This window comes from Vibrio sp. 10N.286.49.E11 (genome assembly GCF_041469505.1).
Taxonomy (GTDB): domain Bacteria; phylum Pseudomonadota; class Gammaproteobacteria; order Enterobacterales; family Vibrionaceae; genus Vibrio; species Vibrio crassostreae_C.
The window spans coordinates 15,823-37,860 of the sequence record NZ_JBFRKQ010000036.1 but is presented as its reverse complement, the minus strand read 5'-3'; the positions used below and the strand labels follow the sequence as shown (position 1 = coordinate 37,860).

Annotated in this window: 19 protein-coding genes and 1 pseudogene; 12 read left to right on the top strand and 8 right to left on the bottom strand. The window is 44.8% G+C overall.

Features of this window, described 5'->3' with window-relative positions:
• Window positions 1-25: 25 nt before the first annotated feature.
• The gene (locus tag AB4167_RS07860) at window positions 26-433 is read right to left on the bottom strand and encodes a thioesterase family protein (RefSeq protein WP_048607892.1); all 408 of its coding nucleotides are present in this window, start codon (window positions 431-433) and stop codon (window positions 26-28) included.
• Between the two features lie 346 nt (window positions 434-779).
• On the opposite strand from AB4167_RS07860, the gene AB4167_RS07855 reads away from it, so the two are divergent.
• The 3 genes from AB4167_RS07855 (at window position 780) to AB4167_RS07845 (ending at window position 3,959) form a co-directional block, all read left to right on the top strand.
• Window positions 780-1,775, top strand: a complete 996-nt coding sequence (locus tag AB4167_RS07855) for a TRAP transporter substrate-binding protein (RefSeq protein WP_016788636.1) — start codon at window positions 780-782, stop codon at window positions 1,773-1,775.
• A 64-nt stretch (window positions 1,776-1,839) separates the two neighbouring features.
• The gene (locus AB4167_RS07850; RefSeq protein WP_029235189.1) at window positions 1,840-2,595 is read left to right on the top strand and encodes a TRAP transporter small permease; all 756 of its coding nucleotides are present in this window, start codon (window positions 1,840-1,842) and stop codon (window positions 2,593-2,595) included.
• Window positions 2,596-2,597: 2 nt separating this feature from the next.
• Window positions 2,598-3,959 (top strand): TRAP transporter large permease, encoded by a 1,362-nt coding sequence (locus AB4167_RS07845; RefSeq protein ID WP_136981877.1) that lies wholly within the window; start codon window positions 2,598-2,600, stop codon window positions 3,957-3,959.
• A 54-nt stretch (window positions 3,960-4,013) separates the two neighbouring features.
• Here AB4167_RS07845 and AB4167_RS07840 read toward each other — a convergent pair whose 3' ends face one another.
• The 3 genes from AB4167_RS07840 to AB4167_RS07830 all read right to left on the bottom strand — a co-directional run bounded on the left by AB4167_RS07840 (window position 4,014) and on the right by AB4167_RS07830 (window position 7,465).
• Window positions 4,014-4,187: a hypothetical protein gene (locus AB4167_RS07840; protein WP_017060624.1), complete on the bottom strand. Its 174-nt coding sequence runs from the start codon at window positions 4,185-4,187 to the stop codon at window positions 4,014-4,016.
• Window positions 4,188-4,265: 78 nt separating this feature from the next.
• The gene (locus AB4167_RS07835; protein ID WP_137001537.1) at window positions 4,266-5,615 is read right to left on the bottom strand and encodes a sigma-54 dependent transcriptional regulator; all 1,350 of its coding nucleotides are present in this window, start codon (window positions 5,613-5,615) and stop codon (window positions 4,266-4,268) included.
• Between the two features lie 29 nt (window positions 5,616-5,644).
• On the bottom strand, window positions 5,645-7,465 hold the full coding sequence (locus AB4167_RS07830; protein ID WP_372136377.1) for an ATP-binding protein: 1,821 nt from the start codon (window positions 7,463-7,465) through the stop codon (window positions 5,645-5,647).
• A 163-nt stretch (window positions 7,466-7,628) separates the two neighbouring features.
• Here AB4167_RS07830 and AB4167_RS07825 point away from each other — a divergent pair.
• The 8 genes and pseudogenes from AB4167_RS07825 to AB4167_RS07790 all read left to right on the top strand — a co-directional run.
• Window positions 7,629-7,811 (top strand): annotated as a pseudogene (locus tag AB4167_RS07825) (hypothetical protein); the annotation flags it as partial.
• Window positions 7,812-8,105: 294 nt separating this feature from the next.
• A complete protein-coding gene (gene tig / locus AB4167_RS07820; RefSeq protein ID WP_017065881.1) occupies window positions 8,106-9,404 on the top strand; it encodes a trigger factor in 1,299 nt (432 codons plus the stop codon).
• A 105-nt stretch (window positions 9,405-9,509) separates the two neighbouring features.
• Window positions 9,510-10,136: an ATP-dependent Clp endopeptidase proteolytic subunit ClpP gene (gene clpP, locus AB4167_RS07815; protein ID WP_004736080.1), complete on the top strand. Its 627-nt coding sequence runs from the start codon at window positions 9,510-9,512 to the stop codon at window positions 10,134-10,136.
• An 81-nt stretch (window positions 10,137-10,217) separates the two neighbouring features.
• Complete coding sequence (clpX, locus tag AB4167_RS07810; protein ID WP_009847283.1) at window positions 10,218-11,498, top strand: ATP-dependent protease ATP-binding subunit ClpX; 1,281 nt, start codon at window positions 10,218-10,220, stop codon at window positions 11,496-11,498.
• Between the two features lie 132 nt (window positions 11,499-11,630).
• On the top strand, window positions 11,631-13,982 hold the full coding sequence (gene lon / locus AB4167_RS07805) for an endopeptidase La (protein ID WP_017060619.1): 2,352 nt from the start codon (window positions 11,631-11,633) through the stop codon (window positions 13,980-13,982).
• 168 nt (window positions 13,983-14,150) lie between these two features.
• Window positions 14,151-14,444 (top strand): HU family DNA-binding protein, encoded by a 294-nt coding sequence (locus tag AB4167_RS07800; RefSeq protein WP_012604504.1) that lies wholly within the window; start codon window positions 14,151-14,153, stop codon window positions 14,442-14,444.
• 218 nt (window positions 14,445-14,662) lie between these two features.
• Window positions 14,663-16,528, top strand: coding sequence for a peptidylprolyl isomerase (gene ppiD / locus AB4167_RS07795; protein WP_372106555.1), 1,866 nt, complete (start codon window positions 14,663-14,665; stop codon window positions 16,526-16,528).
• Window positions 16,529-16,752: 224 nt separating this feature from the next.
• Complete coding sequence (locus AB4167_RS07790) at window positions 16,753-17,052, top strand: helix-hairpin-helix domain-containing protein (RefSeq protein WP_017060617.1); 300 nt, start codon at window positions 16,753-16,755, stop codon at window positions 17,050-17,052.
• Here AB4167_RS07790 and rrtA read toward each other — a convergent pair.
• Window positions 17,043-17,591 carry a rhombosortase gene (gene rrtA, locus AB4167_RS07785; protein ID WP_372136376.1) on the bottom strand — a complete coding sequence of 183 codons (549 nt, stop codon included), beginning with the start codon at window positions 17,589-17,591 and terminating at the stop codon, window positions 17,043-17,045. The two genes, AB4167_RS07790 and rrtA, sit on opposite strands and share 10 nt — an antisense overlap.
• 9 nt (window positions 17,592-17,600) lie before the next feature.
• Here rrtA and AB4167_RS07780 point away from each other — a divergent pair, with 9 nt between their 5' ends.
• On the top strand, window positions 17,601-18,200 hold the full coding sequence (locus tag AB4167_RS07780) for a tRNA-uridine aminocarboxypropyltransferase (RefSeq protein WP_017060615.1): 600 nt from the start codon (window positions 17,601-17,603) through the stop codon (window positions 18,198-18,200).
• Window positions 18,201-18,226: 26 nt separating this feature from the next.
• Here AB4167_RS07780 and AB4167_RS07775 read toward each other — a convergent pair whose 3' ends face one another.
• From AB4167_RS07775 to AB4167_RS07765, 3 genes are all read right to left on the bottom strand, one after another.
• Window positions 18,227-19,570 (bottom strand): anti-phage deoxyguanosine triphosphatase, encoded by a 1,344-nt coding sequence (locus AB4167_RS07775; protein ID WP_017060614.1) that lies wholly within the window; start codon window positions 19,568-19,570, stop codon window positions 18,227-18,229.
• A gap of 55 nt (window positions 19,571-19,625) precedes the next feature.
• Window positions 19,626-20,210, bottom strand: coding sequence for a 5'-deoxynucleotidase (gene yfbR, locus AB4167_RS07770; protein ID WP_017060613.1), 585 nt, complete (start codon window positions 20,208-20,210; stop codon window positions 19,626-19,628).
• A 345-nt stretch (window positions 20,211-20,555) separates the two neighbouring features.
• Window positions 20,556-21,788 (bottom strand): pyridoxal phosphate-dependent aminotransferase, encoded by a 1,233-nt coding sequence (locus tag AB4167_RS07765; protein ID WP_017060166.1) that lies wholly within the window; start codon window positions 21,786-21,788, stop codon window positions 20,556-20,558.
• Window positions 21,789-22,038 lie beyond the last annotated feature (250 nt).

The following is a 22,038-nucleotide window of genomic DNA, read 5'->3' as shown; positions in this document are numbered from 1 at the left end:
AATCCGCGATGAACCTAAAATAAACCTAGCTCGACTCGCCAAGCATCGCTTTTAATACTTCAGCAGGCACTGGCTGCAGTTGCTTGTCTTTATCAAGGCAGACCATTTCAATATCACCAATCACGGCAGGCTTAGTCGCATCTTTACGCCATACCTCTTGTCGCCATAAGGTTTTGTATTTTCCATCGAGTTCAAAAGAGGTTCGGATGTCGCAGATCTCAGCGAACTCAACGCCGTCTTGAAAGGTCATATTGGCTTTATACACCGCAAACCCCAGTCCATGTTCATTCCACAACTCTGCCAGTTTATCGCTGCCCAACACATGCTCGCGCGCACGCTCAAAGTATTTAAGAAAGTTAGGGTGATAAACCACACCTGAGTGATCGGTATCTTCGTAGTAAATCTGTACTGGGTGATGGTAGATCTGACTCATGGGTAGCAACTCTTGGTAAGTAGTGGATCAGTAAATCTGACTAAGTTGTGCAGCACTCTACAGGATAGGTTGAAATTACTTCAAGGCATCATCGTGAAAGGGGCTTTTGGTCAGACCTCATTTATCACTGATGCTTTGGTCAACTCCCACCCATTTACAAATATTCTATGTGTCATTTTCCACCCATTAATTTTTGTAGCGAGTTAGCGACAACTGCAGGCAGATCTGATGAAGCCTTGCGGTTAAAGGCTTGTTAATGAATTGTGTCAATATGGCGCGCTAATTGCCTTAGTGAAAGCACGCAGTTCCCATTGAAGGGCTGCTTTGTTTACTAAGGAGAATAATAATGTTTAAGCCTCTTACCCTGCTGTCTGTATCTGCTCTGGCGCTCACAAGTTTTAATGCTGCTGCAAACTGTGACCCTGGTGAAATCGTGATTAAATTCAGTCATGTAACCAATACCGATAAGCACCCGAAAGGCATCGCCGCTTCTTTACTGGAAGAGCGAGTAAACACAGAAATGAATGGAAAAGCTTGTATGCAAGTTTTCCCTAACTCAACACTTTACGATGATAATAAGGTACTGGAAGCCCTGTTAAATGGTGATGTTCAAATGGCGGCGCCATCGCTGTCAAAATTTGAGAAGTTCACTAAGAAATACCGCATTTTTGACCTTCCTTTCCTATTTGAAGACGTAGAAGCCGTTGACCGTTTCCAAAACTCAGAATCTGGTGAAAAGCTGAAGAACGCGATGAAGCGTCGTGGCCTGCAAGGTCTTGCGTTTTGGCACAATGGCATGAAACAGATGTCGGCGAACAAACCTCTTATCAGCCCTGAAGATGCAAAAGGTTTGAAATTCCGTGTTCAAGCATCGGATGTATTGGTGGCTCAGTTTGAACAACTAGGCGCTAACCCACAGAAGATGTCTTTCAAAGAAGTGTACGGTGGCTTGCAAACTAAAGTTATCGATGGTCAAGAGAACACATGGTCAAACATCTACGGTAAGAAGTTCTTTGAAGTACAAGACGGCGTGACCGAAACTAATCACGGTATCTTGGATTACCTAGTTGTAACGTCAAACGACTTCTGGAAAGACCTACCTGAAGATGTACGCACACAGCTTGGCACTATCGTTCAAGAAGTGTCTGAGACGCGTAACGCAGAATCTTCAAAAGTTAACCTAGCGAACAAAAACAACATCATCGAAGCGGGTGGTGAGGTTCGTACACTTACGCCTGAACAGCGTGAAGCATGGGTAGCTGCACTTCAACCAGTATGGAAGAAGTTTGAAAAAGACATCGGTTCAGACCTTATCGATGCAGCGTTAGCTTCAAACCAATAACACCGCTAAGGGAGTGGCGAGTATTCGTCACTCCTTATTAAAACAATTATAAGCGGAGTCAATTATGGAAAAGCCTCAAATGGAACAACCAAATTCTAGCGAATCAGCACTGGAAACCTCTCTTTTTTCCAAAGTCGGAAGAGTTACGGATGTGATTGAAGAGTCACTAATCGCATTTTTCCTTGGCGCAATGACGCTACTTACTTTTGCCAACGTGGTATTTCGATACGCATTCAATGACAACATCTTATGGGCACTGGAACTGACCGTGTTCATGTTTGCTTGGATGGTGTTAGTGGGCGCATCTTATGGTGTTAAAAAACACTTCCACATTGGTGTTGATGTGATCATCAACCTTGCCCCAGAAAAGCTACGCAAAGTGTATGCGCTCATCGCCGTGACAAGCTGCCTAGCATTTTCAATCTTACTTCTTATCGGCTCTTGGAATTATTGGTACCCATTCGCGACCGATCGCGCATGGTACGAGACCGACGATATTCCAATGCCAGAGATGCTTCAGTTTCTTGCTGACTGGCTGAATGAAGGCGAGCGATACGAGAAACTGCCACGTTTTATTCCTTATATGGCGCTGCCGATTGGTATGGCAATGCTAACGTTCCGTTTTGCTCAAGTTGCTTACCAAGTCGTCACAGGCAAGCTTGACCGCATGATTGCAGGACACGAAGCCGAAGAAGAGCTGGATGCGTTGAAAGCAGACGTGCTAGCGGGCCCTGACGAAGATGCAACAGCGGTATTGAATTCGACTCCGCAGAACAAAGCGAATGAGTCGAGTACAAAATCTAACGGTAAGGAAGACTAATCATGGCAATGTTATTTCTATTTTTAATGGTAATTGCTTTCATGTTGGTCGGTGTACCAATTGCAATTTCCCTCGGTTTATCGAGCGTAATATTCTTATTGATGCACTCAGATGCGTCATTAGCTTCAGTCGCACAAACGCTGTTTAATGCATTTGCAGGCCACTACACACTCTTAGCGATTCCTTTCTTTATTTTGGCCTCTAGCTTCATGTCTACTGGTGGCGTGGCGAAACGTATTATCCGTTTTGCTATCGCGATGGTAGGTTGGTTCCGCGGCGGCTTGGCGATGGCGTCGGTTGTGGCATGTATGATGTTCGCAGCCCTTTCTGGTTCATCTCCTGCAACGGTAGTGGCGATCGGTAGTATCGTTATCGCAGGTATGATCAAAAACGGTTACTCAAAAGAGTTCGCGGCAGGGGTTATCTGTAACGCGGGTACTTTGGGTATCTTGATTCCGCCGTCCATCGTGATGGTGGTTTACGCGGCTGCGACCGATGTATCGGTAGGTCGTATGTTCTTAGGTGGCGTTATTCCTGGTTTGCTGGCGGGTGTGATGTTGATGATTGCTATCTACATCGCAGCACGTATTAAGAAGATTCCGGCACAGCCATTTGTGGGCTGGGGCGAGATGTTCGCAGCTGCGAAAGATGCGAGCTGGGGCTTGCTGCTGATTGTCATCATTCTAGGTGGTATCTACGGCGGCATCTTTACTCCGACAGAAGCGGCGGCAGTGGCTGCGGTGTATGCCTTCTTCATTGCCAACTTTATCTATAAAGATATGGGACCGTTTGCGGACAAGAACAACACCAAACCAGCGCTGGTCAAGGTGTTCCAAACGCTTTTCCATAAAGACACCAAAGACACGCTTTACGATGCAGGCAAGCTGACGATCATGCTGCTGTTTATCATTGCCAATGCTCTGATTCTTAAGCATGTACTGACCGAAGAACGCATTCCTCAAATGATCACTGAGTCTATGCTATCTGCAGGCTTAGGGCCGATCACCTTCTTGATTGTAGTGAACGTTTTACTCTTGATTGGTGGGCAGTTCATGGAGCCATCAGGCTTGCTGATCATTGTTGCTCCTTTGGTATTCCCAATCGCTATTGCACTCGGTATCGACCCAATCCACCTAGGTATCATGATGGTAGTGAACATGGAGATAGGGATGATAACGCCGCCTGTCGGGCTCAATTTGTTTGTGACCGCAGGTGTCGCGAAGATGTCGATGATGAACGTGGTAAAAGCCGCATTGCCGTGGGTTGGGGTGATGTTCTTATTCCTGATTATCGTCACTTACGTACCTTGGGTATCAACATGGTTACCAACCACCTTGATGGGACCAGAGATCATAACCAAGTAGCTATTTGAGTCATTCACTGACATGGAATTTAATCCATAAAAAATGAGGAGGTCGCTAGACCTCCTCATCTATATTTCTGCCACGATTTGAATGAGGCTTTATCTGCTCATACAAAGCGCGTTTTGCCTCTAATTCTGGCGTGTGTAGATCGACATGATTGTCAGCATAAAAAATACCATCTATCTCGAAAGTATCTGTAATCGATGGCACTTTTGTTTTCTCACCCATAACCACTTCCTTATTATATTTATTGCATAACATCCTGTTGTCGAAATAAGTATAGGTGATCTTGCTCCCAAATCTAATTTAGTTTGGTTCTACCTTATAAGATTCTTTCGTTAGCTGGTGCTTTTGCATCTTATCGTAGAGGGTTTTCCTCGGTAATTGCAGCCTCTCCATGGTCTCTTTTATACTGCCATTGCATTCAATAAGTGCCTGCTTCAACGTGTTTTTTTCAAAGTCAGATACCAATTCTGCCAAAGACAGTTCTTGAGTAGTTTCAGTGGCGCTGTCTGATAAGTGAGAAAGCTTACCTAAAAGTACAAAACGCTCTGCAGTATTACGTAATTCTCGAACATTTCCCGGCCAATCATGAGCCAAAAGTGCGTGCAGCTCCTTTTGTGGAAGGGCAGGGGCTGTCTTGCCATAACGCGCCGCAGCAACCAGTAAGAAGTGATGGAACAGGGCTGGGATGTCTTCTTGTCTGCTTCTTAACGGCGGCAAGTCTAAGGTCACAACGTTAAGTCGATAATAGAGATCTTGGCGGAAAGTGCCTTCTTCAGCGGCTTTCTTTAAGTCGACTTTAGTGGCCGCAATCACTCGAATGTCCAGAGGGACTAAACCATTAGATCCAACCCTTTCGATGACTCGCTCTTGCAAGACGCGCAACAGGCGAATTTGTGCTTGCATCGGCATGGACTCAATTTCATCTAAGAATAGAGTTCCGCCCTGAGCAAATTCAAATTTACCGACACGTTTGCTTTCTGCGCCAGTGAATGCCCCTTTCTCATGGCCATACAGTTCACTCTCAATCAGATTTTCAGGCACTGCGCCGCAGTTGACTGCGACGAAGTTTTGTTCTCGCCTGCTGCTTTGTTCATGCAGAGAACGTGCTACTAACTCTTTACCTGTACCTGTCTCGCCAAACAATAATATATCGGCATTGGTGTCGGCAATATGGGTGATGATGGAGCGCAGCTCAGTCATGGATTGCGTATCACCAATGATTCTAGGGCCGAGCGCTTGGCTGGCTTTGAGTGAACGTTTTAACTCAAGGTTCTCTAGTGTGAGCTGACGTTTTTCTATCGCTCGCTTAGTGGTTTCGATTAGGCGTTCATTAGCGAAAGGTTTTTCAATGAAGTCATAGGCGCCGTATTGGATGGCTTGAACGGCCATTGAAATATCGCCGTGACCAGTAATCATGATCACGGGGATCTCTTTGTCTTTGTGCATCACGGTGTTGAGCAGATCATGCCCGGATAGACCTGGTAGACAGATATCAGTGATGATCACGTGAGGTAAGCCGTTTTCTTGAATCGCGAGCAGAGCAGACTCCGCATCGGGAAAGAATTCGGCATCAATGTCGGCGAGCTCGAAGCTCTGTTCAATCGCCATTCTTAGATCGGATTCATCATCAATGAAATAGACGTGACACATAGTGATTCCTTTACTTCTTTGTATTCTGGTTATTGCTGAGTTTTTGTTTGCTGTTCATGTCCAACAAGGGGCAACTCTATGCTGATTCGAGCACCGTCTTGAGGGCTACTACCGGTAACGAGCTTGCCATTTATTCCGTTGATTATTTGTTGAGAAATCGATAGCCCAAGTCCAAGTCCGTTTTTCTTGGTGGTATGGAAGGGTTCAAAAAAGTTTCCGCTAGAAGGGGAGGTGAAGCCGGGGCCGTTATCATCGACATGAATTAGCAAGGTATTGGCTTGTTGATGGTCGGACTCTCTAATCTCTAACAGAATAGCTAATTGTTTGTCATCTTGTTGTTCCACCGCCTGAATCGCGTTGGTCAGCAGGTTAATGATCACCTGTTCCAGTTGAATGGCGTTGGCGAGCACGCAAGCATCAAAGGTCTCAGGGAGTTCGTTGACCTTAACTCGCTCGCTCTTGAGTTGTGGCTTCATCAGCTCTTTCGATGAATGTAAAACTGGGAGTATTTGTAAGGTGTGTAGCTCTTCCGCAGTAGATTTTTTGGCGAACGAGCGAAGCTGGTGGCTGATTTTCGCCATACGATCAGTGAGTGCAGAGATTCGCGATAGATTGTCATCGACACGATCGGTTTTTTCTTTGGCAAGAAACAATCGGCCGTTGTCGGCATAACTGCGAATCGCGGCAAGCGGGTTATTCAGTTCGTGACTGATGCTCGCTGACATCTGCCCTAGCACTGCTAGTTTGGCGGCTTGGATGAGCTCGTCTTGGGTTTGCCTCAGAACATGCTCGGTTTCGATACGGTGTTTGATCTCAACATGTAACTCCGATGTACGTTTAAGCACTTGAAATTCGAGTTTTTGCTTGGCTTCGGATTGCAGCCTGTCTATCTGTGCTCGTCTTTGTTGTCTATGGTGGTTGAGCTGCATTGTTAGATAAATAATCGCAAAGATTAGGCTCAAAACCACAAGGTAAGCAACCAAGTCCCACCAAACTAAGTGGGTTGGAGAAAATACCCGTATGGTGAGTCTTGGTTCGGCTAGGAAACGCGAAGAACTAAAGAACTGCTCTTGGACGAGTTTGTGTGGCGACTCAATACGACTGGTGGCACTGTCTAAATCGCCGGAGAAGTGCAGGCTTTCTATTTTTGTATCGAGATACTGCCTGCTTTCTTGAATTCGAGTGTGTTGTACTTCGCTTAGCGGCTGAAGGCTTTTGAACAGCCACTCAGGGTTACTCGACATAAATACAATTTGATCTTTATCGTCAGCAACAAAAAAACTCTGTTTGCCTTTCCAACTTGCTTCAATCAGCGATAAATCCATCTTTACGACAATGACGCCAATAATCTCGGCGGCATAGGAGACGGGGTAAGAATAATAATAGCCTCGCTTTCCAGAGGTTGAACCTAGCGCAAAATATTGATTTTCATTGCCAATAATCGCTTCTTGAAAGTAGGGGCGGAAAGCAAAGTTACGACGAATAAAAGAACGCGGTTGATTCCAGTTACTGGCTGCAATGGTGGTGCCGATACTGTCTAGTAGGTAGGTGTCGGATGCTTGAATCACCGAGTTTACGTGCTCTAGATAACGATTAGTGAGTTCGATTTGCGCAGAGTTACTTGGAGAGTGCAGGGCATCGACCAGCTCTTTGTCTTTTGAAAGCAGCTCGGGAATGTGCGCGAACTTATCCAATTGGCTTGAAATATGAACAGAAAAGCGGTCCAGCTTAGATTGATGATCATTTAACAAACTTTCATTGCTCGTGCTCCACACCCAATGACCGCCAAACACCATCAGTAAACTGTATGTGACCATTAACAGTATTGGGATTTTAAAAGCTTGAAACATGAAGGCTCTCCGCTGATTTCTTTGGTAAACAATCAAGCCTGTCTTCTCTCGTTTATGGTAGCAAATAGCGGTAGTTTTTGCTGAAAGCAGAGAGTGAACAGATGGATGTAGGTTAAGGGTTTGTAACGGGGATTGTTGAAAAAGTTATCGACTCTGAGGGGTAAAACAAGAGCAAGATCTCTTTTTAAGGTTTTTAGCAAAAAAAGCCCTCGATTCCCTTGAAAAAGTCGCTATTGTCCCCATTTCTGTTGTGCTAAGTGATGATTTGATCGTTTTTGTATCACTTAGTTGGACGAATTTAGAGCATTCATCATCATGCAGAGGTGAACGGCTCGACAGAGATTAAACAGATCGCTAGAATGTCGCGTCTAAAATTTCTGTCCTGAGGCTAATCGGAGATACCTTTCTTGTTTCTGAAAACAAGCTTTATTGCGTTTTAATCGACGTGTGAAGAACGAAGATATCGCTGATTAGTCTGGTGTTTGGTTGAATAATCAATTCAGACATCAATGCTCGATTTTAAATTAGGTGTTCGGATAGAGCACTACACAAGGATGCAGCCAACAACGTCTGCTTTTGAATTAAAGCTAAGTTACGGCTCATATGCTCAGATTACTGAGCCAGTTTTGAGGTTTATATAATGCAAGTTACTGTTGAAACGCTAGAAGGCCTAGAGCGCCGTCTTAATATTACTGTTCCTGCTGCTAACATCGAAGATGCAGTTACAGCTGAACTACGCAACATCGCGAAAAACCGTCGTTTCGATGGTTTCCGTAAAGGCAAAGTGCCAATGAAGATGGTTGCTAAAATGTACGGCAAAGCAGTACGTCAAGACGTGATGGGCGAAGTAATGCAACGTCACTTCATCGAAGCGATCGTTAAAGAGAAAATCAACCCAGCTGGCGCACCTACTTTCGCACCAGTTGAAAACAACGAAGGCGCTGACCTAGTATTCAACGCAACTTTTGAAGTTTACCCAGAAGTTGAGCTGAAAGGTCTAGAAAACATCACTGTTGAGAAACCAGCAGTAGAAGTTAAAGAAGCTGACGTTGAAGAGATGATCGAAACTCTACGTAAGCAACAAGCAACTTGGACTGAAGTTGAAGCTGCTGCTGACGCTGGTTCTCGTGCAACTATCGACTTCGTTGGTTCTATCGACGGTGAAGAGTTTGAAGGCGGCAAAGCTGAGAACTTCCCACTAGAGATGGGCGCTGGTCGCATGATCCCTGGCTTCGAAGACGGTATCGTTGGTAAAACAGCAGGTATGGAATTCGAAATCGACGTAAACTTCCCAGAAGATTACCACGCTGAAAACCTAAAAGGTAAAGCAGCTAAGTTCTCTATCAAGCTGAACAAAGTTGAAGCTCGTGAACTTCCAGAACTAAACGAAGAATTCGTTGCTAAGTTCGGCGCAACTGACGGCGTTGAAGGTCTTAAAGCTGAAGTTCGTAAGAACATGGAGCGTGAGCTTAAGCAAGCTGTTAAGAACCGCATCAAAGAGCAAGCTATCGACGGTCTAGTTAACGAAAACAACATCGACGTACCTTCTGCTCTAATCGATCAAGAGATCGGTGTTCTACGTCAACAAGCTGCTCAACGTTTCGGTGGCAACACTGAAGCTGCTGACCAACTTCCACGTGAGCTGTTCGAAGAGCAAGCTAAACGTCGCGTAGTTGTAGGTCTTCTTCTTGGTGAAGTAATCAAGACTGAAGAGCTAAAAGCTGACGACGAGAAAGTTAAAGCTATCATCGAAGAGATGGCTACAGCATACGAAGATCCAACAGAAGTTATTGCTTACTACGAGCAAAACGAGCAAATGATGAACAACATGCGCAATGTTGCTCTAGAAGAGCAAGCTATTGATGCAATCATCGCTAAAGCTCAAGTTTCTGATAAAGAAGTTAGCTTCAACGAGCTAATGAATCAGCAACCTGCTTAATATAGTAATATCTGACGTAGAAGGTTGACGTACGGTCAACAATTCTGCTAACAATGGTCCGTATGATTTAATCATTCGGGCCATTTATTTTAGGGACATAAGAATATGAGCTACCAAGAAAAAAATACAATGCCATCGATTATGGACGCACTAGTTCCTATGGTGGTTGAACAGACTTCCCGTGGTGAACGTTCTTACGATATTTATTCTCGTCTATTAAAAGAACGTATCATTTTCTTAACAGGTCAAGTGGAAGACCACATGGCAAATCTTGTCGTGGCTCAACTGCTTTTCTTGGAATCAGAAAACCCAGACAAAGATATCTATCTTTACATCAACTCACCTGGCGGTAGCGTAACAGCAGGCATGTCTATCTACGACACAATGCAGTTCATCAAGCCAAACGTGAGCACAGTATGTATGGGTCAAGCTTGCTCTATGGGTGCATTCTTACTAGCGGGTGGTACTCCTGGTAAGCGTCACGTGCTTCCAAACTCACGTGTAATGATTCACCAGCCACTTGGCGGCTTCCAAGGCCAAGCGTCTGATATTCAAATTCACGCGCAAGAGATCCTAACGATCAAACAAAAGCTAAACAAACTATTGGCAGAGCACACTGGTCAGCCTCTAGAAGTTGTTGAGCGCGATACAGATCGTGATAACTTCATGTCTGCTGATCAAGCAGTAGAATACGGCTTGGTGGATTCAGTTCTTAATCACCGCGGTCAATAATTGCAGGGCAATTGTTTAACGCAAAGTGATTCAAATTGATATACACTCAAGCATAGAGAGTTAAGGCTAAGAGGTTAGCGAATGACAGATAAAAGCAAAGAGGGTGGTAGCGGTAAACTGCTTTACTGCTCTTTCTGTGGCAAAAGCCAACACGAAGTTCGCAAGTTAATCGCAGGTCCTTCTGTTTACATTTGTGATGAATGTGTCGATCTTTGTAACGACATTATTCGTGAAGAAATTAAAGATGTTCTTCCTAAGAAAGAATCGGAATCGCTGCCAACGCCGCGTGAGATTCGTGAGCATCTTGACGACTATGTAATCGGTCAAGAATACGCGAAGAAAGTGCTAGCAGTTGCAGTTTATAACCACTACAAGCGTTTACGTAATGGTGATACGACAGCTGAAGGCGTAGAGCTAGGTAAGAGTAACATTCTTCTTATCGGTCCTACTGGTAGTGGTAAAACACTACTGGCTGAAACATTGGCTCGTTTCCTAGACGTTCCTTTCACAATGGCAGACGCAACAACACTAACCGAAGCGGGTTACGTGGGCGAAGATGTTGAAAACATCATCCAGAAGTTGCTTCAGAAATGTGATTACGACGTAGCGAAAGCGGAACGCGGCATTGTTTACATCGATGAAATCGACAAGATTTCTCGTAAAGCTGAAAACCCATCAATCACGCGTGACGTGTCTGGTGAAGGTGTACAGCAAGCTCTACTAAAACTTGTTGAAGGTACAGTAGCTTCAGTTCCACCTCAAGGTGGTCGTAAGCATCCACAGCAAGAGTTCTTGCAAGTGGACACGTCTAAGATCTTATTTATCTGTGGTGGTGCGTTTGCAGGCCTAGATAAAGTGATTGAACAGCGTGTAGAAACAGGTTCAGGTATCGGCTTTGGCGCAGAAGTGCGTTCAAAAGATGAAACCAAAACTATCGGTGAATTGTTCACTCAAGTAGAACCTGAAGATCTAGTGAAATATGGTCTGATTCCAGAATTCATTGGTCGTCTACCTGTGACAACAACACTGACAGAGCTTGATGAAGAAGCGCTAATCCAAATCCTATGTGAGCCAAAGAATGCACTTACAAAACAGTACGCAGCATTATTTGAGCTTGAGGATACAGAGTTAGAATTCCGTGAAGATGCTTTACGTGCCATTGCTAAGAAAGCAATGAACCGTAAAACAGGTGCTCGTGGTCTACGTTCTATCTTGGAGGGTGTTCTACTAGAAACTATGTACGAACTGCCATCTTCAACTGATGTAAGCAAGGTTGTGATTGATGAGTCGGTAATTAATGGTGAGTCAGAACCACTATTAATTTACAGCAACTCAGATAACCAAGCAGCTGTTGCAGAGTAGGTCTTTTTTAGACAAGTCACTCAAATTGAAAAAGGAGGTAAGCAATTACCTCCTTTTTTTTATTCTTCCATTGAATCCAGTCGTTTAAGCCCCATATACTGCTTTATAAGTTAAAGCGGAAGAGAGAAATATATGAACTTGGAACGTTCCGAGCGTATCGAAATCCCCGTGCTACCTCTACGTGATGTAGTGGTTTACCCACACATGGTTATTCCATTGTTTGTTGGTCGTGAAAAATCGATTACTTGCCTTGAATCGGCAATGGAAGCTAACAAACAAGTACTACTTGTAGCGCAGAAAGAAGCGGACACTGATGAGCCTTCAATTGACGACCTATTTAAAGTAGGAACTGTCGCTACCATTCTTCAGTTACTAAAGCTCCCTGATGGTACTGTTAAAGTGCTTGTCGAAGGTCAGCAGCGTGCAAAAATTCACCAATTCAAAGAAAGTGAGTTTTTCTTAGCGGACGCAGAATACGTTGTAACCTCAGAACTTGACGAAAAAGAACAAGAAGTGGTTGTTCGCAGCGCGATCAATCAATTCGAAGGCTTTATTAAGCTGAACAAAAAGATTCCACCAGAAGTTCTAACATCTCTGAACGGTATTGATGAGGCAGCTCGCCTTGCTGATACGATTGCTGCACACATGCCACTTAAACTGGTAGACAAGCAGCACGTTCTAGAAATCTTAGATGTGACTGAACGTCTGGAATTCTTGATGGGCCAAATGGAGTCAGAAATTGACATCTTGCAAGTTGAAAAACGCATTCGTGGCCGCGTTAAGAAGCAAATGGAAAAATCTCAGCGTGAGTACTACCTGAATGAGCAAATGAAAGCGATTCAGAAAGAACTTGGCGAGATGGACGACGCTCCTGATGAATTCGAGACTCTGAAGAAGAAGATCGAAGACTCTAAGATGCCTCAAGAAGCTCGTGAAAAAACCGAGCAAGAACTGCAAAAACTGAAAATGATGTCGCCAATGTCTGCTGAAGCAACAGTAGTACGTAGCTACATTGATTGGATGGTGGGCGTTCCTTGGGCTAAGCGTTCAAAAGTGAAAAAGAATCTAGCGAAAGCGGAAGAGATCTTAAACGAAGACCACTACGGCTTAGAGCGTGTTAAAGAACGTATTCTTGAATACTTGGCAGTACAAAACCGTATCAACAAGCTAAAAGGCCCAATCCTTTGTCTTGTTGGTCCTCCTGGTGTAGGTAAAACCTCGCTAGGTCGTTCGATTGCTGCGGCAACGGGTCGTAAGTACACGCGTATGGCACTTGGTGGCGTTCGTGATGAAGCTGAGATTCGTGGTCACCGTCGTACGTACATCGGTTCACTTCCGGGTAAACTGATCCAGAAGATGTCTAAAGTTGGTGTTAAGAACCCACTGTTCCTATTAGATGAGATCGATAAGATGTCTTCTGATATGCGTGGCGACCCATCTTCAGCACTTCTAGAAGTTCTAGATCCAGAACAAAACAACGCATTTAACGATCACTACCTAGAAGTAGATTACGATCTGTCAGATGTTATGTTCGTGGCAACATCGAACTCGATGGACATTCCTGGGCCTCTACTGGACCGTATGGAAGTGATTCGTCTATCTGGTTACACAGAAGATGAGAAGCTGAACATTGCTAAGAGCCATTTACTGGACAAGCAAGTTCAACGCAACGGTCTTAAGCCTCATGAAATTGAGATTGAAGACTCTGCAATCATCGGCATCATTCGTTACTACACGCGTGAAGCGGGTGTACGTAGCCTAGAGCGTGAAATCTCAAAGATCTGTCGTAAAGCAGTGAAGAACATCTTGCTAGACAGCGATCTTAAGTCTGTAACGGTTAACATTGATAACCTGAAAGAGTACTTAGGTGTTCAACGCCACGACTTCGGTAAAGCGGATGAAAGCAACCGTATCGGTCAAGTAACAGGCCTAGCGTGGACTCAAGTGGGTGGTGATCTACTGACTATCGAGACCGAAGCAATGCCGGGCAAAGGTAAGCTAACGCAAACTGGCTCACTTGGCGACGTGATGAAAGAGTCGATTCAAGCGGCAATGACAGTGGTTCGTTCTCGTGCTGAAAAACTGGGTATCAACTCAGATTTCTACGAAAAACGTGACATTCACGTTCACGTACCAGAAGGTGCTACACCGAAAGATGGCCCGAGTGCGGGTATCGCAATGTGTACTGCACTTGTCTCTAGCTTGACGGGTAACCCGGTTAAAGCAGAGGTCGGTATGACAGGTGAAATTACCCTTCGTGGTGAAGTTTTACCTATCGGTGGCTTGAAAGAAAAACTGCTTGCTGCACACCGTGGCGGCATCAAAACTGTACTGATCCCTAAAGACAATGAGCGTGATTTGGAAGAGATTCCAGACAACGTAATCGCTGACTTGAAGGTGATCCCGGTTCAGTGGATTGATGAAGTACTCAAAGTCGCGCTAGAACGAGATCCGTCAGGGGTCGAGTTTGACGTGAAAAAATAGTGATGCATAGCAAAAATAAGTAAAGAATTACGCTGATAGGCCCGAAAAGGCTTGTCAGCGTTTTTTTTGGACGCTAAGTTATTGATCAAAGCGGCAGCCCTTTTGCAATAAGGCTTGCGGCTAAATTAAAACCAAAATGGAACGTACAGTCATCAGAAGTAGTCACAGATGACACATAGGGGAAAAACAGTGAATAAAACACAACTAGTAGAATCAATCGCAGAAAACGCAGACATCTCTAAAGCTTCAGCTGGCCGCGCTCTAGACGCATTCATCGAAGCAGTTGGCACAACGCTACAATCTGGTGACCAAGTTGCACTTGTTGGCTTTGGTACTTTCAGTGTTCGTACTCGTGCTGCTCGTACAGGTCGTAACCCAAAAACTGGTGAAGAGATCCAAATCGCAGAAGCTAAAGTACCTGGCTTCAAAGCGGGTAAAGCACTTAAAGACGCATGTAACTAATTTTCACTGCTGAAACCTCCATTTAAGAGGGGAAGGCAGTAAAATGCGTTTACTGTTTGAAAAATGATGTTTCATTCTTAAACAGTATGTGTACAAAGCACATTGAACTTATTTAAATTATGCGCATCCTACTGATGCGCATTTCTTTTTCTGATAATATCGCGTGAATAGATTTTTATTTTGAAGCCAATGCTTCATATCCGGAGAGCACTTAAATTATGATGGATCGATTACGCGAAGGCGTGAATAGCATCGCGGTAAAAATTATCCTTGGGTTGATTATCCTGTCATTCGTATTCGCAGGTGTAGGCAGCTACATCACCGGTGGCGGTAACAACGCAGCAGCTAAAGTTGGCAACACAGAAATTGCTCGTGGTGAGTTCGAACAGGCTTACCAAAACGAACGTAATCGTATGCAGTCTCAACTTGGCGATTACTTCGCGCAAATGCTTGCAGACCCTGCTTACGTAGAGTCTTTCCGTAAATCAGTACTTGATCGCATGATCAATGACGTACTGCTTGAGCAGCAAGCTGAGTCTCTAGGCCTACGAATCAGTGATTCTCAAATCCGCACCATGATTCTAGAAATGCCTCAGTTCCAAACGGCGGGTCAATTCGACCAAGAAGTTTACCAATCGGCACTACGTCGTGCAGGTTTCAGCGCAGAGAGCTTCGCTGAATACATGCGTCGTGACCTTATGCGCAACCAGCTTGTGACTGCACTTCAAGGCAGTGAATTCGTTCTTCAGGGCGAAATCGATACTCAGAGCAAGCTTATCGCACAAACTCGTGACATTCGCACAGTGACACTGTCTGTTGCTGACCTTGCAAAAGACATCGAGTTAACTGACGAGCAAATCGAACAGTACTACCAAGAGAACCCAACAGCTTACACTCGTCCAGAACAAGCTAAGGTATCTTACATTGAGCTTTCTGCTGAAGCGCTTAAGTCTCAGCTTGAAGTAAGCGATGAAGAAGCACAGAAATACTACCAAGAGCACCTAGACAAGTACTCAACGGAAGAGCAACGTAAAGTTAGCCACATCCTAGTTCAAGGCGATGACGAAGCGAAAGCTCAGGCAATCCTAGACGAGCTAAATGCAGGCGCTGATTTTGCTACGCTAGCGGAAGAGAAATCTGACGACTTCGGTAGTGCAGACGTTGGCGGTGACCTAGGTTGGATTGAGCGCGATGTTATGGACCCTGCATTCGAAGACGCGGCTTTCGCTCTTGAGAATATTGGCGATACTACTGGCCTAGTTAAATCTGATTTCGGCTACCACATCATCAAGCTAGACGAACTAAAAGCGTCTCAAGCTCAGCCTTACACTGAAGTAGCGGCAGAGATTAAGACAGAGCTTCTAGACCAACACGCAGTTGATCAGTTCTACGAGCAACAAACTGAGCTAGAAAAAGTAGCGTTTGAATTCCCAGATTCTCTAGATGATTCTGCAGAAGCTATCAACGCGAAGATCACAACGACAGATTTCATCTCTCAAGTTGACGCTCCAGAAGTTCTGATGACGCCTGCAGTTATGCAAGCTATCTTGAGCCCTGAAGTGAAAGAAGACGGTCTAAACTCGGAAGTTATCGAAGTTGCACCTGAGCACGTAATTGTTGTTCGTGTAGAAGAGACTCGTGATGAGACAGTTCTTCCTCTAGCTGAAGTGAAAGATCAAGTTGTCGCTGCATTGTCTGCTGTACAAGCAGAGCAGCAAGCGGTTGAGCTAGGTGTTTCTCTAGTGAACGAACTTGAGCAAGGCAATGAAGCAGTACTAGCGGACAACAACCTTGAGTTCACTGAACTTGAAACGATTGACCGTAACTCGCCATTAGCGGCATCTGTATTCGCTCTAGCGAAACCAGAAGCAGGTCAAGCTGTGTTCGGTCAATCTAAAGACCAAGACGGTAATATCGTTGTTGTTGAGCTTTCTAAAGTAACGGCTGAGATCAACCCAGCCTACAGCACTCAAATTGGTGCACAGTTGGAGCGAGTTGGTAACCAGCAAGACCTGACTAACGTATTAAACGTACTTCGTAAAAACGCAGACGTTGAATACTACGTAGTGGGTCAAGGTCAGTAAGCGTTTGATTACCTCAGTAGCAAGCTCAAGTTAGAGCTTACTACTGAAATCAATACGTGATTGTTAGGCTTTAATTCAGATTTGTGAGCCAACAAACAAGCTGATGAAAATAAGATGTATAACGAAGCGGGTCACTTAGGTGATCCGCTTTATTTTTATCTGGTGATTGTGTTATCTAGCGCGGCAAATGCATAAGTTACGTTTTTTGAACAAAGGAACTATTTATGCGCACGATATATTCAACACTAATTCTTTCATTTCTGATGCTCTTAAGCCCTGCCGTGTTTGCAGACAGCCCAACCAAGGCTGAGCTTTACGAAGGCATTGAGATTACGGTCAACATCAATACCGCGACGGCAGAAGAACTTTCAGCACTATTGGTTGGCGTGGGTGACAAGAAAGCCAAAGAAATCGTCGATTACAGAGATCAGAACGGGGCATTTACTACTGCTGATGATTTGGTGAGTGTCAAAGGGATAGGTGAAGCGACGGTTGAAAAGAACCGCGAAAGAATTCAACTTTGATCCGTTTTTCTACTTGTTAGAAATGAAGCGATAGATATGAAGCCTCCGGCCAATGCACCTGCTAGGTGGGCTTCAATCGCGATACGAGCATTAATCAGTTCACCAGTCGTGCTAGAAGGGCCAATAAGCTGCTCCCAAGCGATTTTAGCGACTAATCCGAATACTAACAGCCAACTAGACTTCCTGCCGTTTAAAGCCTCTCTGAGCGCGAATAAGCCAAACAACCCATGCAAAGTGCCCGATAGGCCAACGTAGATCTGAATACTTGAAAACAACAGAGCGACGCCAGTCACTAAACTGATCACAAGCAAAGCAACAACAAGCTGTTTTTTACTCGGTTGAAACAGGTAGCTGATGATCCACAAGCCTGCTAGATTCATCAGAAGATGCGAGTAGTTGGTATGTGAAAAGTTTCCTGTTAGGATTCGCCACCATTGCCCATCGGCAATCGCATTGCTATCCCAAACGACCCAAGCTTGTATTGGCTCAAATTGGAATAAGACGCATAAAAGTGAAATGAAAATTAAAACAGGGTACACATTAAATCCATGTCTCGTTATTGCCCCCAATGCAGCAAGGCTTTGAAAGCTTGTATTTGTCAGTGGGTTACACCACTCGAATCGAATGTTGAGCTTATCATTCTTCAGCACCCATCAGAAGAGCATCGTCCGATGGGAACAGCGCGTATTCTCTCGTTATCTCTTAATAACAGCGTGACGTTTGTTGGCGAAGACTTTTCAGACAACGAACAACTCAACGCATTGTTGTGCGATGAACAGTATCAACATGTGATTTTATACCCAAGCGAAAACTCTGTTTCAGTTGAGTCGGCGACATCTCCCAATAAGAAGCTGCGTGTGATTTTATTGGATGGCACGTGGAAGAAAGCATTCAAGATGTGGCAAGTATCGAGTAACTTGCATGCGTTGAACACGGTTCATTTACCGAAAGATCTCAAGGGTAATTACCGAATTCGCAAAGCACCCAGTGAAAATAGCCTTTCAACCGTTGAAGCTGGCTATCATTTACTTAGCTTGTTAGAGCGTGATGGCGACTTTAGCCCTTTGCTAACGGCATTTGACCAAATGATTCAGTTTCAAATCAATCAAATGCCGCCGGGCGTGTTTGAGAAAAACTACTTAGATTAAGCCGTTTTAGTAAAGTGAGTCAGGAATTAAAACTCGGTATGAGCTGAGAACAGTTGCTGATGCATTTTCTGCGCAAGATCATCAGTCATCGATGAAATGTAATCGGCTATCACGCGCATTTTTCGAGACTCATCTTGATGTTGTAGCCATTGCTTCTTGATGGGCAGTGGCAGCAAGCGTTCAGGATCTGCGCTGAATGCTTCAAACATATCCATGATGATCTGTTGACCTTTGTATTCGATGACCTGAACCTGTGGCACTTGAATAACGAACTCGCTGACAAAGTGTTTCAGCTTATCGAGTGTGCCGTCCATGCTCGGCTCGAGCACCGCATTGTAAGCCAACAGTACATTCTCAAAGTTAGCCTCCACTCGCTTAATCGAGATACTGGTCAACAGTGCGTTGACTATCCCACCAATCGCATCCTTTCGACGATACTGTTCACCAGAGAAAAGCATCTCTGTAATTGAATCTAGGTGTTCACAAATCCATGGGTCGGCCATCTCTTTCAGTTGAGGGTAAGCCGATTCGACCCACTGAGCTTTGGTCACAGAGCCAAGCACAATCGCATCTTCTAAATCGTGCACGCCATACGCGATGTCGTCAGCAAGTTCCATGATCGAACAATCCAGTGACTTATATTTGGTCTTGTTGTGCTCAAGTGGCTCGGTATGCGTTTTTCTTTTCTGTTTTAGGAGCTGTTGGTCGCTGCTTGAAAGCGGTTCAAGCACCCAGTTAAACAACTCTTCATCATGATCGTAGATGCCTTTTGCTGGCATCCAATCTTTAGCTCGGAGTTGTCGTTGATGCTTAACGGGTTCAGACTGCAATTTAGCTTGAACCTCACTCAGCAGAGAAGGGTACTTAATTAGACCTAACAAAGTGCGTCGAGATAGGTTCATCCCGTGATGTTCAGTGTAAGGTTCTAGCTGTGTGACTATGCGAAACGTTTGAGCGTTGCCCTCAAAGCCGCCGTGGTCGCGCATCATGTAGTTGAGTGCGACTTCGCCGCCATGTCCATAGGGTGGATGACCGATGTCGTGAGCCAAACACAGTGAATCAATCAAACTGTCTGAGGGTAATAGGTCTCGAAATTCGGGCTGCTTTTTCTTCAGTTGAGCGACGATACCGGTGCCAAGCTGAGCGGCCTCAAGAGAGTGGGTAAGGCGCGTTCGGTGAAAGTCGTTGACCGTGGTGCCATGGATCTGGGTTTTCGCTTGTAAGCGACGGAAAGCAGCAGAGTGAAGCACGCGCGCACGGTCACGCTGATACGGGCTGCGGTGGTCATCCCGTCTTATTTTATGTTCATCGTCATTTCGATGCTGCCATTCTTGTTCGAGTACAAAGGGTGGTTCGAGTTGAGAATTCAAAATAGCACCTATCAAATTGATTTTATTTAGCTAATTAAAAACAACTTATACCCAGCTAGCTTATCTCGTCTAGTGATAATTCAAAGCTCGGTGCGAATGTGGTGAGAAAGTAGTCCATTTCTGGGCTTTTGCGTTGTTCGAGTGTCTCTTCCAATCGGCGCTTGGCTTGCTCGTATTCATGATTGCCCGCACTGAGCTCTTCCAAGCATTTCAGGTACGCACAGATAGTATCTGCCTGCTTGACGATGCTTTGCTCTTCTTTACTCGCAGTACCAGATATTAAGAAGGGGGCGAAGTCGTCTCTGAACTCTTCTGGCAACATCGAAAGCAGTCTTTGTTCTGCCGCGGCTTCTATCTTCTTATACTCTTGTGCAATATCCGGGTTGTAGTATTTAACTGGCGTTGGCAAATCACCCGTCAGTACCTCACTGGTGTCGTGGTACATGCCAAGCAGAGCAATGTGCTCGGGGTTAAGCTGACCATCAAACTTCTTGTTTTTGATCAGTGCCAAGGCGTGTGCCACGAAAGCAACCTGTAGGCTATGTTCTGAAATGTTCTCGCTTGATACCGAACGCATCAGGGGCCAGCGTTGAATTAGCTTCATGCGTGCGAGATGGGCAAAGAAATGGCTCTGTTTCATAAATGTCCTTATAGTACCAATCGTAGTAAATAACTGGTCATCCTAGCTTGTTAAAAAACTCGATAACTATGTTAGAATTTTTGATTGTAGAATAACTACTTATCGAAGCTGCTTGTCGAAAATAGCTGCCTTGTTCTCAAGCTTTTTCCCTACGCTATTTCTGAACACTTACTTACTGTGATTGGTATAAACAATGCTCCACTCGTATCTTATGTTAACTCAAACCGTACGAGACAGCGGATACAAAAAAGGCTCCTAAACAGGAGCCTTTTAAGCATAGAAGTGAATGAATACAAGTTAAAGTCTTTTAAAACAGCAAATTGTAGCCATCTTTCTTTGTGCTCATTAACCTTCGATGAGGTCGTCTTGGCTGTAAGTCTGTAAGAAGCGCTCTAAACGACCAATTGCGATTTCTAGATCTTCGATGTGCGGCAGAGTCACGATACGGAAGTGATCCGGTTTCGGCCAATTGAAGCCCGTACCTTGAACCAATAGCACCTTCTCTTGCTTAAGGAAGTCGAGTACAAACTTCTGATCGTCTTTGATGTTGTACATGTTGGTGTCGATTTTAGGGAACAGGTACATTGCACCTTTCGGTTTCACACAAGAAACGCCAGGGATCTTGTTGATCAGTTCCCATGCACGGTCACGCTGTTCAAGCAGTCGACCGCCTGGAAGAATCAGCTCATTGATACTCTGATAGCCACCGAGTGCGGTTTGGATAGCGTGTTGCATCGGAACGTTGGCACACAAACGCATTGAGGCCAGCATTTCTAGCCCTTCTACATAGCCTTTCGCTAGGTGTTTAGGGCCTGTTAAGAACATCCAACCACCACGGAAACCACATACACGGTAAGCTTTAGATAGGCCGTTGAACGTGACCATTAATACGTCTTCAGCAAGCGTTGCCACTGAAGTGTGTACCGCACCGTCGTAAAGTACTTTGTCGTAGATTTCATCGGCGAAGATGATCAAACCGTGCTCACGAGCAATCTCAACCACTTGTAATAGGAAATCACGGCTGTATACCGCGCCTGTTGGGTTGTTCGGGTTGATAAGAACGATGCCGCGCGTCTTTGGTGAGATCTTCGCGCGCATGTCGTCTAAATCTGGATACCAATCAGCATCTTCATCACACATGTAGTGAACCGGTGTACCACCAGAAAGCGCAACAGACGCTGTCCATAGTGGGTAATCCGGAGCGGGAACTAAGATTTCATCACCATTATCCAGTAGCGCTTGCATAGACATAACGATAAGCTCTGATGCGCCGTTACCAATGTAAACGTCTTCTACATCAAGGTTACGTAGGCCTTTTTTCTGGTAGTGCTGAACAACCGCTTTGCGGGCTGAATAGATGCCTTTTGAGTCGCAGTAACCTTGAGATGTCGGTAGGTTACGGATTACGTCAACAAGGATTTCATCAGGGGCGTCAAAACCAAATGGGGCGGGGTTACCAATATTAAGCTTCAGTATTTTATGCCCTTCTTCTTCCATGCGCTTAGCATGTTTGAGTACAGGCCCCCTGATTTCGTAGCATACGCTGTTGAGTTTTGACGACATCCCGATATTTTGCATTGCCGATTTCCTGAAATTAATTTAAATACTTTATTAAAGTACCGCAAAATGGCGTTTGATAGAATAAAAATCTGATGAATGTCGCATTTCAGTATCACGTTTAGCCTTTTTGTTGTCACTCTTTTCTAAATTTTAATTAATCGCTTTCTTGGTTATTGGCTAAGATGAATAAAGGGGCGGGATCGCTTAAAATCACAGGAATGTTGAAAAGATATAGTACATTCTTGATCTAAGTGGGTACTGCCCATAA